Genomic DNA, 17,001 nt, shown 5'->3' on the forward strand with positions numbered 1-17,001 from the left:
ATCTCATGACCAGAAAGATCGGAGTGGTCGGCTCCAACATGGTGGACCTCATCACCTATGTGAACCGTATGCCCGGCCCCGGCGAAACGCTGGAAGCGCCAACATTTGAAATCGGCTGCGGCGGCAAGGGCGCCAATCAGGCCGTCGCCGCCGCGCGCCTTGGCGCGGATGTGTTGATGGTCACGCGCGTCGGCGACGATATTTTCGCCGACAACACCATTCGCAACCTCAATGAGTTCGGCGTCGATACACGCCATGTGGTGAAGGTTGCCGGCAAGTCGAGCGGCGTAGCCCCCATCTTCGTCGAGCCGTCCGGTGAAAACTCAATCCTCATCGTCAAGGGCGCCAATGCCGATCTTCTGCCCGCAGAAGTCGACAAGGCGGCTGACGATCTGAAAGCTTGCGGCCTCATCCTGATGCAGATGGAAGTTCCGGTCGAGACGGTCTACCACACCATCGCCTTTGCTGCCGAAAACGGCATCGAAACCATTTTGAACCCCGCGCCCGCCGCTGCCGATCTCGATCCCGAACTGATCCGGCAGGTGACTTTTCTCGTGCCGAACGAGAGCGAGCTTGCCATCCTCTCCGGCCTGCCGACCGGCACGGATGACGAGATCGTCACCGCAGCGCGTTCGCTCATCGCGCGTGGCATCCGCACCGTCATCGTCACGCTCGGTGGACGCGGGGCGCGCATGATTACGGCAAGTGAAATCGTCAATATTCCGCCGGTCAAGGTCACGCCGAAGGATACGACCGGCGCAGGCGACGCCTTTATCGGCTCATTCGCCCGCTTTTACGCCGGGACCGGCGATGTGGAGGCCTCGCTTCGCAAGGCCGCACTTTATGCAGCCCATTCCATCACCCGGCCCGGCACGCAGAAAGCCTATGCCAGCCAGGAAGAATTCGAAACGTTCTGCCGCGATCACGCCCCCTCGACCGAATGTGCCTGATCGCAATTGAACCCATGAACGGACAATGAAATGACCGAAGCCCTCCCCCGCAATAACGGGACACCGCTCAAGCCGGAATGGTTTGAGGATGTGTCCGTCAATCGCAGCGCTTCCGAGCGCCGCGCCGCCACGATCAGCCCCCGCCGTTCTGTGAAAAAGGAATATCAGGCCGCGTGGCTCGTCCGGGCCATCCAGTGCATCGACCTGACGACGCTTGCGGGCGACGATACGGCGGGCCGCGTGCGCAGGCTCTGCGCCAAGGCGCGCCGTCCGGTGCGCGAGGATATTCTGGAGGCGCTGGGCCTCGCGGACGCCGGCATCACCACCGGCGCGGTCTGCGTCTATCCGACCATGGTTCCGCACGCTGTCAAGGCGCTCGAAGGTTCCGGCATTCCGGTCGCCTCGGTGGCGACAGGGTTTCCTGCCGGTTTGACCCCTTTGCCGCTTCGCCTTGCTGAAATCACCTATGCGGTGGGTGAGGGCGCGCATGAAATCGACATCGTGATTACCCGCGAGCACGTGCTGACGCAGAACTGGTCAGCCCTCTATGACGAGATTGCAGCCATGCGGGAAGCATGCGGCGATGCGCACATGAAGGCGATCCTCGCCACTGGCGATCTCAACACGCTGACCAATGTCTATCGCGCTTCGATGGTGGCGATGCAGGCAGGGTCGGATTTCATCAAGACCTCGACCGGCAAGGAAGACGTCAACGCCACCTTGCCGGTGAGCCTGACCATGGTGCGGGCGCTGCGCGATTACGGCGAGCTCTCCGGCCAGAGCGTCGGGTTCAAGCCCGCAGGCGGACTCAAGACCGCCAAGGATGCGCTCGCCTGGCTGACGCTGATGAAGGAAGAACTTGGGCTTCGCTGGCTGGAGCCTGATCTGTTCCGCATCGGCGCATCGTCGATGCTCGGCGATATCGAACGGCAATTGGAGCACTTCGTGACCGGACGCTACTCCGCCGCCAACCGTCACGCTGCTGCATAAAGTTTATCGCATTTCTGCGACGCCAAATGTTCCATTTGGCTGCAAATGCTTAGAGGATTTTCAGAATGCGACCCATCAAGGACATTCTCAAGACCATGGAATACGGACCCTCCCCCGAAGCAAACGGCGATGTGAACCTGTGGCTGGAACAGCATGGCCGCTCTTTCGGCCACTATATCAACGGTGCCTTTGTCAAACCGGAAGGCCGCAAGGCGATCGACGTCGCCAATCCGGCCAATGGCGACAAGCTTGCAGAAATCATCTGCGGCAATGCGGAAGATGTGGATCAGGCCGTGAAGGCCGCCCGCGCCGCTTTCGGCAAATGGTCCAAACTTTCAGGCTATGAGCGCGCCAAATATCTCTATGCCATCGCCCGCCATATCCAGAAGCGCGAGCGCTTTCTGGCCGTGCTGGAAACCATGGACAATGGCAAGCCGATCCGCGAAACCCGCGATATCGACATTCCACTCGCCGCCCGCCATTTCTACCATCATGCAGGCTGGGCCGAGATGGTGGAAGACGAGTTCAAGGGCTTCTCGCCCGTTGGCGTCTGCGGGCAGGTCATTCCATGGAATTTCCCGTTGCTCATGCTGGCCTGGAAGATCGCGCCAGCACTTGCGGCCGGTAACACCGTCGTTCTGAAGCCTGCCGATCTGACGCCGCTTTCGGCCATCGCCTTCGCTGAAATCTGCCATGAAGTCGGCCTGCCCGCCGGCATCGTCAACATCGTGCAGGGCGACGGCACCACCGGCGCGGAAATCTGCGGCCATGACGGCGTGGACAAGGTGGCCTTCACCGGCTCGACACAGGTTGGCCGCGTCATTCGCGAGCAGATCGCCGGATCGGGCAAGAAACTGTCGCTGGAACTGGGCGGCAAATCGCCTTTCATCGTCTTTGAAGATGCCGATCTCGACGCCGCCGTTGAAGGCGTGGTCGATGCCATCTGGTTCAACCAGGGCGAAGTGTGCTGCGCCGGGTCGCGCCTGCTGGTGCAGGAAGGCATTGCCGAGCGTTTCTATGCCAAGCTTAAAAGACGGCTGGACACACTGCGCGTCGGCGATCCCCTCGACAAATCCACCGATGTGGGCGCCATCGTTTCGCCCGGTCAGGTAAAGCGCATTTCCGACCTGATCCGGAAGGGCATCGAGGAAGGCGGCGAACTGTGGCAGACGCCAAATCCGCTGCCCGCCAAGGGCAATTACATCGCGCCCGGCTTCTTTACCGATGTGGATCAGGCATCGACCGTCTGTCAGGTGGAAATCTTCGGTCCGATTGCGGCAGCGACCACATTCCGCACGCCCGATGAAGCCGCCTCGCTCGCCAACAACACGCGCTACGGGCTGGCTGCGTCGATCTGGTCTGAAAATATCAATGTCGCGCTTGATCTTGCGGCACGGGTCAAGGCCGGTGTCGTCTGGATCAACTGCACCAATATGCTGGATGCCGGAGCCGGTTTCGGCGGCTACCGCGAAAGCGGCTTCGGTCGCGAAGGCGCACGCGAAGGCATGTACGAATACCTCGTTTCCGATTGGGAAAAGGCACTCCCTTCGGCGAAGATTGCGGAAGCCCTCGTGCCGTCAGCCTCCCCTTCGGGCGATGACAAGATCGCCGTCGAGGGCATCGACCGGACGATGAAGAATTATATTGGCGGCAAGCAGGCCCGTCCCGATGGCGGCTACAGTTATTCGATCATCGGCAAGGGCGGCGCTGTCATCGGCCAGGCCGGTATCGGCAACCGCAAGGACATCCGCAATGCTGTGGAAGAAGCGAGCAAGGCCAGCAGTTGGGGCGCGGCGACGGCCCATAACCGGGCGCAGGTGCTCTATTATCTCGGCGAAAACCTCGATGCGCGCCGTGCGGATTTCGTGGCGCGGCTCATCGAAAGCACCGGCGTCAACGAGAAAAAAGCGGAAGAGGAATTTGAAGCCTCATTGCGCCGCATCTTCTATTATGCCGCGCAGGCCGACAAGTTCGACGGTTCGGTTCATTCCACCAAGTCGCGCCATGTGACGCTGGCGATGAACGAACCGTGGGGCGTGATGGGGATCGTCTGCCCGGACGAAGCGCCGCTTCTCTCGCTCGTTTCGCTGGTCCTTCCAGCCATCGCCATGGGCAATCGAACGGTCGTCGTGCCTTCGGGCCGCCATCCGCTGATCGCTGGCGATTTCTATCAGGTGCTCGACACATCCGACGTGCCGGGCGGCGTGGTCAATATCGTCACCGGCGAACGCGACCTTCTGACGAAGACGCTGGCCGAACACGATGATGTCGCCGCGCTCTGGTATTTTGGTTCACGCGAGGGCAGCGCCATGGTCGAAAAGGCGTCCGCCGGAAACCTGAAGGCCACATGGGTCAGCAATGGCCGCCTGCCAAACTGGCTTAACAAGGCGGAAGGACAGGGCCGCGACTATCTGCGTCGGGCCATACAGGTGAAGAATATCTGGGTGCCTTACGGAGCATAGAGCAGGACTGAAAGGCCCGCTTCGGCGGGCCTTTTGCCGAGCATTTACTGCGGCACCCACAAAATGGCGTCGGGATTGATCCCCAGAAGCAGCGCCTGCGCGACCGCGCGCGCCTTCAACTCCGCGCTTGCTTCCGGCTCGCGCGACAGCACCCAGAAATAGCTGCGCGTCGAACCGACAACGATCGACCATTGATAGTCGCCTTCATCAATATCCACGATGTTATAGCCGCCATAGAACGGTCCGAAAAAGGATACTTTCAGCGCGCCTTCATCGGTTGAACGAACAAAGCGTGCGGTCCCGGTGGCTTGCGTCCAGCGCCCTCTCCACGGATCAAAACCTCGATTGACCACTTTGACGGTTTGGTCGGGATTCAATGAATATTCCGCCGTCGTTCGCGTCAGGCCACGCTCGAAACGGTTTTCAAGCCGTCCCACTTCGTACCATTTGCCCAGATAGCGCGTGAGATCGAAGGGTTTTACCGGCACGATCCCCGGCGGAATCTGCGGCGAACTTGCCCGTGTCAGCGCGTATCCCACAGCCAGCCCCGTCAGGCCCAAAGCGAGTTTTCCGAATCTCATGGTCTTCCCTTCCTTTGTCGCATGAAGAGACAAACCGATGCGGTGGCGATTGGTTCCGAACAGCAGGCCGGACAGGCTTTCGTAACGTCATCCAACTGTCACGCAATCGGAATAGAAGCTCCCAAGTCATTTGGATTGCGGGAAAATGTTACAGTCCTCAAATATCAAGGCGGATATCGCTGTTCAGGCTGAGGGGCTGCATCTTGCCTACGGTCCGGCCACCATATTGAAAAATATCGATCTTTCGCTGCCACGAGGACAGACGCTCGCTCTGCTCGGGCCGTCCGGTTGCGGCAAGACCACGCTGCTTCGCCTCGTCGCCGGCCTGCTCGCCCCCACCAAGGGATCGATCACGATCAACGGCATAACCGTTGCAGACGCCGCGACGCGCACTTTCATACCGCCTGAAAAGCGGCATCTCGGCATGGTGTTCCAGGACTACGCGCTCTGGCCGCATATGACCGTTTTCGGCAATGTGTCCTTCCCGCTCGAAATGCGCGGATTTGGCCGCGCGGAGCGTGAAAAGCGTGTCGCCTCTGCGCTGGAGCGCGTCGGTCTCGCCGGATTTGGAGAGCGTGCGATCAGCGATATGTCGGGTGGCCAACAGCAGCGCGTCGCCATTGCCCGCGCCATCGTTGCCGAGCCGGGACTGGTGCTCTTTGACGAGCCGCTTTCCAATCTCGACCGCGAACTGCGCGAAAACATGGTCACCGAGATCGGGCAGCTTGTCGCCAATCTGGGGCTGACCGCGATTTATGTAACCCATGACCAGAGCGAAGCCTTTTCGCTTGCCGATCAGGTGGCCGTCATGCGCGCCGGTGTGATCGAGCAACTGGCCGCGCCCGAAGCCCTCGTCGCCGAACCCACCACGCCGGAGGTCGCCGATTTTCTCCGGCTCGGCTGTGTCGTGCCTGTTGAGCAGCACGACAATGCCTACAGGATTGCGCGCACCGAAATCCACATCGCCCATCGCTCACCTGCCAGTCAGGCAACGCATGTGCTGTTGCCGTCGCGCTCCGTGCGCAGCGTTCCCGTCCATGAAGCCGCAATTCCCGCAACCGTGCTGCGCTCGCAGTTTCGCGGCGACGGCCACCTGACCACGGTGCGCATCGGCTCTCAGCAGGACGGTCACGAACTGACTTATCTCGACCATATCCGCCTTTCTCCCGGCGTTCCGGTGGGCATTTCGGTCGATGCCAGCCAGCTGCGCTGGTTCTCGAAATAAGACTATTCCATCAGGCAATATCTCAGGAGGCAAACATGAAGAAATCTATTCTCGGCGCGGGGCTTGCGCTTGTCACCGCCTTGCTGGCCAGCACGGCCGCCCATGCAGACATCACCGTCTATTCGGCAGGTCCGGGCAGCCTGATCGAAAAGCTTGCCGCAGGCTTCACCGCCAAGACCGGCGCGAAGGTCAACGTCTTTCAGGCGACCACCGGCAAGGTCATGGCGCGCATCGAAGCGGAAGCCGCCAATCCGGTTGTCGACGTTCTGATCTCGGCGTCATGGGATACGGCAACCGACTTCGCCAAGCGTGACTGGCTGGTCGCCTATACCAGCCCGAACGCCGAGAAAGTGCCGGATTTCCTCAAGAATGAAACGGCAGTGGCACAGGGCGTTTCTGCGCTCGGTATCGCGTGGAACCCGGCCAGCAAAACGCCGAAGCCTGCCGAATGGGCCGATCTCGCCAAGCCCGAATACAAGGATCTCGTCAATCTGCCGGACCCGGCACAGTCTGGCGCGACTTTCGAGCTCGTTGCCGCCCTGCAGGCCCAGCAAGGCTGGGACCTGTTCAAGAACCTGCATGAAAATGGCGCCGCTGTCGCCGGTGCCAATGCAGAGGCTCTGAACCCCGTCCTTCAGGGCGCCAAGGCCGCCGTGTTCGGCGCCGTCGACTACATCTCGCTTGCAGGCAAGGCCAAGGGTGAATCCATCGACGTCATATTCCCGGCATCCGGCACCGTGATCGCGCCCCGCCCGGCCATGATCCTCAAATGGTCGAAAAACCAGGATGAAGCCAAGCAGTTTGTCGACTACATGCTGTCCGACGAAGGTCAGAAAATGGTTGCCGACACCTATCTGATGCCTTCGCGCACCGATGTTCCGGCCAACCGCCCGCTGATCGGCGATCTGAAAATCCTGCCGATCGACGCCAAGGAAGTCTATGGCAAGCGCGACGAGACGCTGAAGGAATTCAGCACCACCTTCGCCGCCAGCAACTAACTTCTTAAAGGACAGACAGACATGAAGACAGGCAGTACGGCGGCTCGCAATCCGCTCGGGTTCGTTGCGGTTGCCGGGCTAGCATTCATCGTCGCGGTGCCGTTTGTCTTCATCGTTCTTCAGGCTGTCTTTCCGCAACTGGGGAGAGGCTCGCTGGCCGAGCCTTTCCTGCATCTCCCGGCACTGTTTGAAGACCCGAAGCTTTTGCGCATGAGCGGCAACACCGTTCTGCTCGGGCTTTCTGTGGTGGCACTCTCCGCCCTCATTGCCGTTCCGCTCGCGGTGTTCAGGGCGCTCTACAAAGTGCCTTTTGCCGTGCTATGGGACGTGCTGATGCTCGTGCCCTTCATGATCCCTCCCTATATCGCGACACTTGGCTGGATCATGACGCTGCAACCGCGCGGCTATCTTGAACAGCTTGTCGGCTTCAATCTGGCCCCTTTTCTGTTTTCGGTCGCAGGCATGAGCTTTGTCATGGCGCTGAACACGTTCCCGCTCGTCTATTTCGCGGTGTCGCGCACGATTGAAGCGGTTGGTGCGCGCTATTCCGATGTCGGTCGCGTATTCGGAGCGTCCCCATGGCGATCCTTCTTCCGCATCACCCTGCCGCTGGCGACACCGGGACTTGCGGCAAGCCTTCTTCTGGTTTTCGCTGCAGCCATCGAGGAATATGGCACGCCAGCAGCGCTTGGACGCCGCTCGGGCTTTGAAGTTCTGGTGACGGAAATTGATCTGCGCATTTCCGACTGGCCGATCGACCTTGCCGGTGCCGCCGTCTTTTCCCTGGCGCTTGTCTGCCTGTCGCTTGCGGCTTTTCTGATCCAGCGCTGGATATTGACGCGCCGCTCCTATGTGACGACCGGCGGCAAGCCGCAGGCTAGGGACAAGCGACCGCTCGGAGCGCTTACCATTCCCGTGATCGCTCTCTTCGCCCTCGTCGCCTTTGCTGCGACCGGTGTTCCCCTTCTGGCCATTCTCGCGACCGCTCTTTCCAAAACCGTGTCTGGCGGGCTGACGCCATCGAACCTCAGCTTCGACAATTTTGCGGCCATTGCCGAGAACAGCGCAGGCGGCATGCGTGCACTCATCAACAGCCTGTCACTCGGTTTCGCGAGCGCACTTCTGACCGGACTTCTGGGTGCCGTTGCCGCCTATGCCGTGGTCAAGATGCGCTTTCGCGGGCGTTTCTGGCTTGATCTCTTGACGGTCCTGCCCAATGCGCTTCCCGGCGTCGTTGTGGCTGTCGGCCTTATTCTCGCCTGGAACCAGCCCGCCCTGCCCGTCTCGCCCTACAATACGCCGCTGATCCTGCTGCTCGCCTATTGCTGCATTCTGCTGCCGCAGCCGATCCGTTACGCGACAGCGGCCTTTCATCAGATCGGCGACAATCTGGAAGCTGCGGCACGTGTTTGCGGTGCAAACAGTTTCACCGCTTTCCGCCGCATCATGCTGCCGTTGATCGCACCGAGCCTCATAACGGCCATGCTGCTCGTCTTTGCCGTTGCCACGCGTGAGCTGGTCGCTTCAATTCTTGTCGCGCCGGTCGGCATGCAAACCATCTCTATCTTTATCTGGCGGCAGTTTGAACAGGGATCGGTCGGCCTCGGCATGGCCATGGCATTCATAGCCATTCTCATCACCACACTTCTGCCGCTGGTCCTGATGGGCTTGTTGAAGCGCTCCGGCCTCGTTAGAGTCTGACCTTCCGTTCCCGACCGGGAAACGCAGGGTCAAGCGCCTTGAAAAGGCCTGGAGAACAGTTTTGACGAAGCAAGCCGCTGTCTTGAAAAGAGAAGAATGGGCGAAGCGCGACGATGCGTGGTCCGGCCGCGTCGAAGGCAAGAGATTTGGTACCGATGCGTCGATCATATTCTTCTCGACCGATATTGTCGGGCATGGTCCCAAACTGCATCGGCACCCCTATGATGAGATTTTCATCGTTCGTCAGGGAAACGCCCTGTTCATTGTTGGCGATGAACAGATCGAGGCGACCGAGGGACAGGTTGTCTTCGGTCCGGCAAACATACCGCACAAGTTCATCAATCTCGGGCCTGGACGACTGGAAACAACCGACATCCACGTGAGCCAGCATTTCGAGCAGGAAAACCTCGAGTGAAAGCGGGGTAACACCTCCTCGCATTTTTGGCAGAATTGACTTGTCACGGCCCTAAAATATGATAATTTAAGTCATATTAATGCGTTGATGTTCGACGCTTGTCTCACGAAACATTTCCGGTAAACGAACCGGGAACTCGACGAAACGCTGTCGCATACGGATCGGAACGTTTTGGGCTTCTGGCATTCGATGATCTGGCAGGCCGAAGGCATCCGGGTAGTGGCGCCTGTTCAATGGCGCGTACTGGATGGGCTGGTTAGCGTCTATTGGGAGGCTGAAAGCCAGGCGGGAGCCAACGGCTATTTCCTGTCGCATGATCCGCGCATCATGATTTTCTTCCAGGATGTCTCGTCCAATATCCGCATATCGAACGATAATGGCGTCTTTAGCCAACCTCAGCGCCTCCAGCATCATCGCCCGATGACGCGTGCGATCTACATACCCGCGGGCGTCCCGATGTGGACGAATACGGTTTCGCTGCACCGTTTTTCACATCTGAACCTGCATTTTCACAAGGACCGGCTGCTCAAATATCTCCGCCCTACTCTTGGTGCTTCGATGGCGATGGCCGCCATCCGCAGCCCTGTTGAAATACAGGACCTCGGCGCCATAGAAACCCTTGCCCGCCTCATCGTCGGCGAAACTGCCAATCCGACGAAACACGGGCTCTATGCGGAAAACCTCATCGGCAGCATTCTGACCGGTCTTCTCGATATACCGGGCGAGGATAACAGGCAGGGCCATGGCCGCCTCACCATGGCGCAGATGAACAAGCTCAATGCACGTTTCGACAGCTGCGGCGACCGTCGGTTAAGTGTTGCGGAAATGGCAGCAGCCGTCGGCCTGTCGGAAAGCTGGTTCGCAAATGTTTTCAAGCAGACGACCGGCAAAACACCGCTGCAATGGCAGATGGCCAAGCGCATCGATCTGGCGCAACAAATGCTGGCGGAAAGCGACATGACTGTCGCCGGCATCGCGGCACAGCTCGGATTCACCGATCAGGCCCACCTGACAAAAGCTTTCCGTCAGGTGGTGGGAGAAACGCCAGCCGCATGGCGGCGCTTCCAATCGAAACGGTAGGTATTTCCGGCTTTGAGGCCCCGCCGTTTGTTTCCGGCGGTGCCGCTCAACTCACCAGGTACGGCGAAGCGTTGCGGTGATCTCCCGGCCCGGATTGTAGAAATCCGCTCCAAAGCCGCCATAGGCGACGTATTTCTTGTCGAACAGGTTGCTGACATTCACCTGCAGCGCCGAGTTATCGAGGAACTGGTAGGTAAACGCGGCGTCGAACACCACATTGCCGCTCGTACCCGACGTATTGTCTGGCGTAAAGTAGTAGGCACCGATATAGCGGCCACCGACACCGAACGTCATGTCGCCGCGCCGGCCACTGCCCTCGACCTTGTAGTTCGCCCAAAGCGAAGCAAGGTGTTTGGAAACAAACTGCGGACGGTTGCCCTCGTTGCCGCCGGCGCCGTTCTCGACAATCTCCGGGTCCATATAGGAATAGGCGGCGATCAGGCTCAGATTATTGGTCAGCTCCGCCTTGGCTTCCAGATCGATGCCGCGCACGCGTACCTCGCCGATGGTCGATGGCTGGAGCGTGATTGGATCGTTGACCGAGATATTGTTCTTGGTCAGGTCGTAAACCGAGGCCGTAAACAAGGCAGGAAAGGCGGTCGGCTGATACTTCACACCGACTTCGATCTGCTCGCCGCGTTCAGGATCGACCCCGATGGCCGGGGGCGCGACCGATTCAGCATAGCTCGTATAGACTGCCCATTCGTCCGTTACCCGGTAGGTGAGGCCGAAACGGCTGGTGAACTCGCTCAGATCGCCATCCGTCGATGTGTTGCCCAGACGGTCGGTCTCCGACAGGTCGAGCCAGTCATTGCGCAGGCCCACGCTGGCGATCAGCTTTTCCGCGAATGTCAGATCTTCCTGGAAATAGATCGCCTTCGTCTTCTGCTTGGTCGACGTGCTGCCGATAAGCGGCAGATTGACCGGCGCGCCTGTGAAAACCGGATTGGTCCAGTCTATGCCCGGCGCCGGCCCCCAGAACGTCTTGTTGGTCGCCGAATAATTATTGTACTCGATGCCTGCCATCGTCCGGCTTTCAAACCGGTCGAAGCTGGTCTCATATTTCAGGTTCACATCGCCTACGAAGTTCTCGGCCGATGATTCATTTCCGAAGAAATCGCGCCTGGCAATTGTTGAGCCATCGGTCGGCGTTGCAGAAATATAGGCATAACCGAAATCGGTATCCTGATTGCTGTATCGTCCGTTCGCGCTCAGCGTCAGGCCATTGCCGAAATCATGATCAAACATGGCGCTGACGGTATTTCTGTCGGTGCCGCGATAGTTGAAATCAGGCTCGCCGAAAAAGCGGCTTCTGTTGAAATCAGAGCCGACCGGATGGCCACCGCTTCCGGGCACGCCATTGCGGTGAAGATGATCGAAGATCACCGTCAGGTTGGTCGCATCACTCGGACGCCATGTCAGACCGCCCATGATGAACTTTTCATCATCGCGTGAATAATCATATTCGGCGTTAGCATCCTTGAACTTGCCGGTGAGGCGATAGGACAGCGTTTCATCACCGGTCAGGTTGTCGCCGAAATCAAAGCCGACTTCCTTTTGGTTGAAAGACCCGCCCGTAACATAGGCTTCGCCAAAGCGCTCACTCTTCGGCCGCTTGGTCACGTAGTTGACCATGCCGCCCGGATCGGAAACACCGAAAGCGGTTGAACTGGCGCCTTTCAGCACTTCGATACGCTCGAACGCATACGGTTCTTCCCGCACGCCGCCAAAGGGGCGGCCGAGTGGAAGCCCGTCACGATAGGTGTTGGCATCGAAGCCGCGTATCTGGAAGAAATCGAACCGATCATCCGATCCGTAAAAATTGGTGGAAACGCCCGACGTATATTGCAGCACCTGCTCAACAGTCTGCGCGTTGCGTTCCTGTATTTCCTTGGCCGTGATCACCGAGACGGAAGCCGCCGTATCCATGATGTCCGTCGCCATCTTGCCGCCGCCGGTTGTCCGCGTCGCAACGATTGATTTGGAATCGTCGTCGCTTCCGCCGGAGCCATTGACCGTAATGGTCTTGAGCACCGTTGTCGTTTCCGCCGTCGCCTGCTGCGCCGAAGCCAGACCCGGCATGGATACACCCAGCGCCGTGCACCCCAGAAGAATTGCCCTGCGGCAGCGGACCCCGGTGGTCTTCTTCGTCTCAGCAGTCTTTTCAGTGTTCATGGTCAGGTCCGATATGCAGTTTGCGGCAATCGCTTTCGGCGACGGTTTTCAAGTCGTGGGGACGTCGACCAGCCATACGGTCAACGACCAGGCGCACCCGATCATCGAGACTGTAAGTAAACTGAAATTATCCCCGGATCGCCAATAACTTGAGAAACATTGTCCAGTATTGTAGAAAACCGCTTTTTTGTAGGAAGTCACGGTTAATTCGCAACAGCTTTATCGGGACGCATGCTTCGGCCTTGACGCGCCGGGCTTAACTTGACAGTGAAAGGCCACTTTATATGCAAGGAGAATGCGCCGGATGACGTGGTCCTTTCGCTCTCTATTTTTCGCCGCCCTGTCGTGTTTTGCGATCATTGCGCCGCAAAGCGTACAGGCTGGTGCAAAAACAGCTTATCCGATTGTTATCAAAAATGCTTTTGGGACAACGACAATCGAGAAGAAGCCGGAGCGGATCGTTACCGTTGCCTGGGCGAACCATGAGGTTCCCCTTGCGCTCGGCGTTGTGCCGGTCGGTTTTGCGAGAGCCAATTTCGGCGATGACGACAATGACGGTCTCTTGCCCTGGGTTGCGGCAAAGTTGAAGGAACTGGGCGCCGATACGCCGGTGCTCTTCGATGAAGGCGACGGGATTGATTTCGAGGCTGTTGCCGAGACGAGGCCCGATGTCATCCTTGCATCCTATTCTGGCCTCAGCCAGTCCGACTACGACACACTCAGCCAGATCGCTCCGGTTGTCGCTTATCCGGAAGCTCCATGGTCGACCGACTGGCGCGACATGATCCGCCTCAACAGTGCGGGCATGGGCATGGCGGAAGAAGGTGAAGCGCTGATCGCAAAGATTGAGGGCGAGATTGCCGAAACGGTCAGCCAGTATCCCCACCTGAAGGGCAAGTCCGCCATGTTCGTCACGCATCTCGACACGACGGACCTGAGCACGGTCAACTTCTACACCACCAACGATACGCGGGTGAGATTCTTCAAGGACTTGGGGCTAAACTCACCCAAAAGCGTGGTCGATGCTTCGAGGCCCGGCCAGTTCTCCGGTTCCATCAGCGCGGAACGTATCGATATGTTCGATGACGTGGACATCGTCGTGACCTATGGCAGTCAGGAATTGCTGGACGCCATGAAGCGCAATCCGCTTCTCGCCAGAATGCCGGTGGTGGAGAAAGATGCGGTGGTCATGCTGGGCAGAAACCCGGTTGGAACAGCGGCCAATCCCACGCCGCTTTCCATTTCCTGTGTGTTGAAGGACTACGTAGCCCTTCTCGCCAATGCGGTCGACAAAGCAAAATGACCGTCGCCAACACCCGGCGCTCACACCCGCCGATCACTGCATATCGCTCCAGCAGAACAAGGACCGGCTGGCTCGCTGCGGTCGTTTTTCTTCTCGTTATTCTCTGCGCTCTTTCCGTGTCGCTTGGTACGCGCGAAGTGCCCTTGACGGATATCGTCGCCGCGTTGCGCGGCCATATGGATACGGTCGGCCAAGCCGCCGTCGCCATGCGCATTCCGCGCACTTTGCTGGCGCTTCTCGCCGGCGCGGCGCTCGGACTGGCAGGCGCGATCATGCAGGGCATCACCCGCAATCCGCTGGCGGACCCCGGCATTCTGGGCGTCAATATGGGCGCATCGCTCGCCGTCGTGATCGGCGTCGCGTGGTTCAACATCGTCTCCGCATCGGCTTATATCTGGGCCGCCATATTCGGCGCCGGTTGCGCCGCCGTCTTCGTCTATATGGTCGGGTCGCTTGGCCGCGGCGGCGCGACACCGCTCAAGCTCGCCCTTGCGGGTGCAGCCACATCGGTCGCTTTTTCCTCGCTGGTCATCGCCGTCGTTCTGCCCCGCAACGATATCGCGGGCGGCATTCGCGCCTGGCAGATCGGCGGCGTCGGCGGTGCTACGTTCGACCGGCTGTCTTATGTACTGCCTTTTCTTGTTGTCGGCTTCGCCATCAGCCTTCTGTCGGCGCGCAAGCTGAACTCGCTCGCGCTTGGCGATGAACTTGCCGCCGGGTTGGGTGAAAATGTCGCCGTCGCACGCGCCATTGCGGCGCTTGGCGCAATCCTCCTTTGCGGAGCAACGACGGCCATCTGCGGTCCCATCGGATTCGTCGGGCTGGTTGTACCGCATCTCTGCCGATTGCTGGTCGGTGTCGATCACCGCTGGCTGTTGCCGTTCTCAGCGCTGAGCGGCGCCTGCCTTCTGCTTGCCGCCGATATTGTCGGACGCCTCATTGCACGCCCTGCCGAACTCGATGTCGGGATCGTCACCGCGCTCATCGGTGCCCCGTTCTTCATCTGGATCGTCAGGCGCCAACGGGTTCGCGAGTTATGACAACGCTGCTTCCCGCCGCCGATCTTATCGCCCGCAACCGCCGCAGCCGCGCCCGCAAGCGCAATCTTGTCGTCGGCGCTCTCCTGGTCATTCTCGTCGGCTTATTCCTCATCACCTTGATGCTGGGACAATCTTTCACGCCGCCGAAAGATATCGTGCGGGTGCTTCTGGGCGATGACGTTCCGGGGGCAAGCTTCACGGTCGGCAAGCTCCGCCTGCCGCGCGCTGTTCTGTCCGTACTCGCGGGCCTGAGCTTCGGTCTCGGCGGCGTCGCGTTCCAGCTCATGCTGCGCAATTCGCTCGCAAGCCCTGACATTATCGGCATCAGTTCCGGCGCTAGCGCTGCCGCCGTTTTTGCAATCGTCGTGCTTTCCATGAGCGGACCGGTCGTCTCCGTCTTTGCCGTCGTCGCGGGGCTTGCCGTAGCGCTCGCCGTTTACGGACTTTCCTTCAGAAACGGGGGTGCCGGAACCCGTTTGATACTCGTCGGCATCGGCGTTTCGGCGATGCTCGAAAGTTTCATCGCCTATATCCTTTCAAACGCGCCCGCCTGGAGCCTGCAGGAAGCCATGCGCTGGCTGACCGGCAGCGTCAACGGCGCACGGCTGGATGAGATGCTGCCGCTTCTGATCGCGTTGATCGTCTTCGGCGGATTGCTTTTGAGCCGTTCGCGCGATCTCGAAGCCCTGCGGCTGGGCGACGACAGCGCCGCAGCGCTCGGAACCCATGTCGGGCGAACCCGGATCGTCATCATCATCGCCGCGGTCGGCATGATCGCCTTCGCCACTGCCGTTTCAGGCCCCATTGCTTTCGTCGCCTTCCTGTCCGGTCCGATCGCAGCGCGCATCATCGGCAATAACGGTTCGCTGCTCATCCCGTCCGCACTTATCGGCGCGATACTGGTCCTTGCCGGCGATTATTGCGGACAGTTCCTGCTGCCGGGCCGCTATCCGGTCGGTGTTGTCAGCGGAGTTCTGGGCGCTCCCTATCTCATCTACCTCATTATACGGGCCAACCGCAGCGGGGCATCCCTATGACCGATCACACTCTCATCGTTCAGGAGCTGACCACCGGCTATGGCGACCTGCTCGTGCTGGACGGTCTCGATCTGGAAATACCGTCCGGCAAGGTGACAGCGATAGTCGGGGCGAATGCCTGCGGAAAATCCACGCTTTTGCGAACGATGTCACGGTTGCTTTCTCCGCGCCATGGACAGGTGCTGCTCGACGGCAGGTCGATCCACGCGCTACCCTCCCGCCAGCTTGCACAGACGCTCGGCCTGCTGCCGCAATCTCCAATAGCCCCGGAAGGCATATTGGTTGCCGATCTCGTCAGCCGGGGCCGAAATCCCTATCACGGTGTTTTCTCGCAATGGACGCGGGCAGATGACGAAGCAATCGCGGCGGCACTCGAAGCAACCAGGACCACCGAACTGGCCGACAGGCCGGTCGACGAACTTTCAGGCGGTCAGCGCCAGCGCGTATGGATCGCGATGGCGCTGGCCCAGCAAACCGAAATCCTTCTGCTGGACGAGCCGACGACCTTTCTGGACATCAGCCATCAGGTGGAAGTTCTGGACCTTCTCACCGATCTCAACCGGGAACGCGGAACCACAATCGTCATGGTCCTGCACGATCTCAATCTCGCCGCCCGCTATGCGGATTTTCTGGTCGCAATGGCTGACGGAAACCTGCACGCGGCAGGGACGCCCGACATGGTGTTGACGGAACAGAATATCCGCGAGGTCTTTCATCTCGAGAGCCGCATCATGACCGATCCGACTTCCGGTCGCCCCATCATGTTGCCATTGGGTCGCCACCGCCTCCTGCAAGATCAACCTGAAGCCCGGCTCGGGCCGTCAGGCGAGTAGCTACCCGCAGCAACAAAAACTTTTCCAGCGTTTTCAATCCGCCGATTTCATAGCGCCGCGATCTGGTGATCGCGGCGTTTTCCGTTCTGGCGTGGGCACATCACGCTCTTTCCAAGCTAAATTATCTATAATAATTTAGCTTGAGTCACTCACGCCCATTCATTTAATCTATATTTCATAGATTCTTTCTATTTTTATAGATAAAATGGAG

14 protein-coding genes are annotated in these 17,001 nt (G+C 59.4%); 12 read left to right on the plus strand and 2 right to left on the minus strand.

What is annotated here, in order from left to right:
- Positions 1 to 5 precede the first annotated feature (5 nt).
- From rbsK to J9800_RS16295, 3 genes are all read left to right on the plus strand, one after another.
- The gene (rbsK, locus tag J9800_RS16285; protein WP_114216044.1) at positions 6 to 950 is read left to right on the plus strand and encodes a ribokinase; all 945 of its coding nucleotides are present in this window, start codon (positions 6 to 8) and stop codon (positions 948 to 950) included.
- 30 nt (positions 951 to 980) lie between these two features.
- The gene (deoC, locus tag J9800_RS16290) at positions 981 to 1,940 is read left to right on the plus strand and encodes a deoxyribose-phosphate aldolase (protein ID WP_114216045.1); all 960 of its coding nucleotides are present in this window, start codon (positions 981 to 983) and stop codon (positions 1,938 to 1,940) included.
- Positions 1,941 to 2,005: 65 nt separating this feature from the next.
- On the plus strand, positions 2,006 to 4,402 hold the full coding sequence (locus J9800_RS16295; RefSeq protein WP_162792659.1) for an aldehyde dehydrogenase family protein: 2,397 nt from the start codon (positions 2,006 to 2,008) through the stop codon (positions 4,400 to 4,402).
- A gap of 44 nt (positions 4,403 to 4,446) precedes the next feature.
- Here the strand turns inward: J9800_RS16295 and J9800_RS16300 are convergent, their stop codons facing one another.
- Positions 4,447 to 4,983, minus strand: a complete 537-nt coding sequence (locus J9800_RS16300; RefSeq protein WP_112586445.1) for a lipocalin family protein — start codon at positions 4,981 to 4,983, stop codon at positions 4,447 to 4,449.
- A 145-nt stretch (positions 4,984 to 5,128) separates the two neighbouring features.
- On the opposite strand from J9800_RS16300, the gene J9800_RS16305 reads away from it, so the two are divergent.
- From J9800_RS16305 to J9800_RS16325, 5 genes are all read left to right on the plus strand, one after another.
- A complete protein-coding gene (locus tag J9800_RS16305; RefSeq protein WP_114216046.1) occupies positions 5,129 to 6,208 on the plus strand; it encodes an ABC transporter ATP-binding protein in 1,080 nt (359 codons plus the stop codon).
- Between the two features lie 35 nt (positions 6,209 to 6,243).
- Positions 6,244 to 7,206, plus strand: coding sequence for an ABC transporter substrate-binding protein (locus J9800_RS16310; RefSeq protein ID WP_112586449.1), 963 nt, complete (start codon positions 6,244 to 6,246; stop codon positions 7,204 to 7,206).
- A gap of 21 nt (positions 7,207 to 7,227) precedes the next feature.
- Positions 7,228 to 8,907, plus strand: a complete 1,680-nt coding sequence (locus J9800_RS16315) for an ABC transporter permease (protein ID WP_114216047.1) — start codon at positions 7,228 to 7,230, stop codon at positions 8,905 to 8,907.
- Positions 8,908 to 8,968: 61 nt separating this feature from the next.
- Positions 8,969 to 9,322 (plus strand): cupin domain-containing protein, encoded by a 354-nt coding sequence (locus J9800_RS16320; RefSeq protein WP_112586453.1) that lies wholly within the window; start codon positions 8,969 to 8,971, stop codon positions 9,320 to 9,322.
- 171 nt (positions 9,323 to 9,493) lie between these two features.
- The gene (locus tag J9800_RS16325; protein WP_114216048.1) at positions 9,494 to 10,402 is read left to right on the plus strand and encodes a helix-turn-helix domain-containing protein; all 909 of its coding nucleotides are present in this window, start codon (positions 9,494 to 9,496) and stop codon (positions 10,400 to 10,402) included.
- 51 nt (positions 10,403 to 10,453) lie between these two features.
- On the opposite strand, the gene J9800_RS16330 is transcribed toward J9800_RS16325, so the two are convergent.
- Positions 10,454 to 12,577: a TonB-dependent siderophore receptor gene (locus J9800_RS16330; RefSeq protein WP_114216049.1), complete on the minus strand. Its 2,124-nt coding sequence runs from the start codon at positions 12,575 to 12,577 to the stop codon at positions 10,454 to 10,456.
- Positions 12,578 to 12,881: 304 nt separating this feature from the next.
- Here J9800_RS16330 and J9800_RS16335 point away from each other — a divergent pair, with 304 nt between their 5' ends.
- The 4 genes from J9800_RS16335 to J9800_RS16350 are packed head-to-tail and all read left to right on the plus strand — an operon-like array spanning position 12,882 to position 16,790.
- Positions 12,882 to 13,880: an iron-siderophore ABC transporter substrate-binding protein gene (locus tag J9800_RS16335; protein ID WP_114216050.1), complete on the plus strand. Its 999-nt coding sequence runs from the start codon at positions 12,882 to 12,884 to the stop codon at positions 13,878 to 13,880.
- Positions 13,877 to 14,920: a FecCD family ABC transporter permease gene (locus J9800_RS16340; RefSeq protein ID WP_114216051.1), complete on the plus strand. Its 1,044-nt coding sequence runs from the start codon at positions 13,877 to 13,879 to the stop codon at positions 14,918 to 14,920. Before J9800_RS16335 ends, J9800_RS16340 begins: the two co-directional genes overlap by 4 nt.
- Entirely contained in the window at positions 14,917 to 15,957 is a 1,041-nt protein-coding gene (locus tag J9800_RS16345; RefSeq protein ID WP_114216052.1) for a FecCD family ABC transporter permease, read from the plus strand. Before J9800_RS16340 ends, J9800_RS16345 begins: the two co-directional genes overlap by 4 nt.
- On the plus strand, positions 15,954 to 16,790 hold the full coding sequence (locus tag J9800_RS16350; protein ID WP_114216053.1) for an ABC transporter ATP-binding protein: 837 nt from the start codon (positions 15,954 to 15,956) through the stop codon (positions 16,788 to 16,790). Before J9800_RS16345 ends, J9800_RS16350 begins: the two co-directional genes overlap by 4 nt.
- Positions 16,791 to 17,001: the final 211 nt, after the last annotated feature.

The organism is Ochrobactrum sp. AP1BH01-1 (assembly GCF_018066705.1).
Lineage (GTDB): Bacteria > Pseudomonadota > Alphaproteobacteria > Rhizobiales > Rhizobiaceae > Brucella.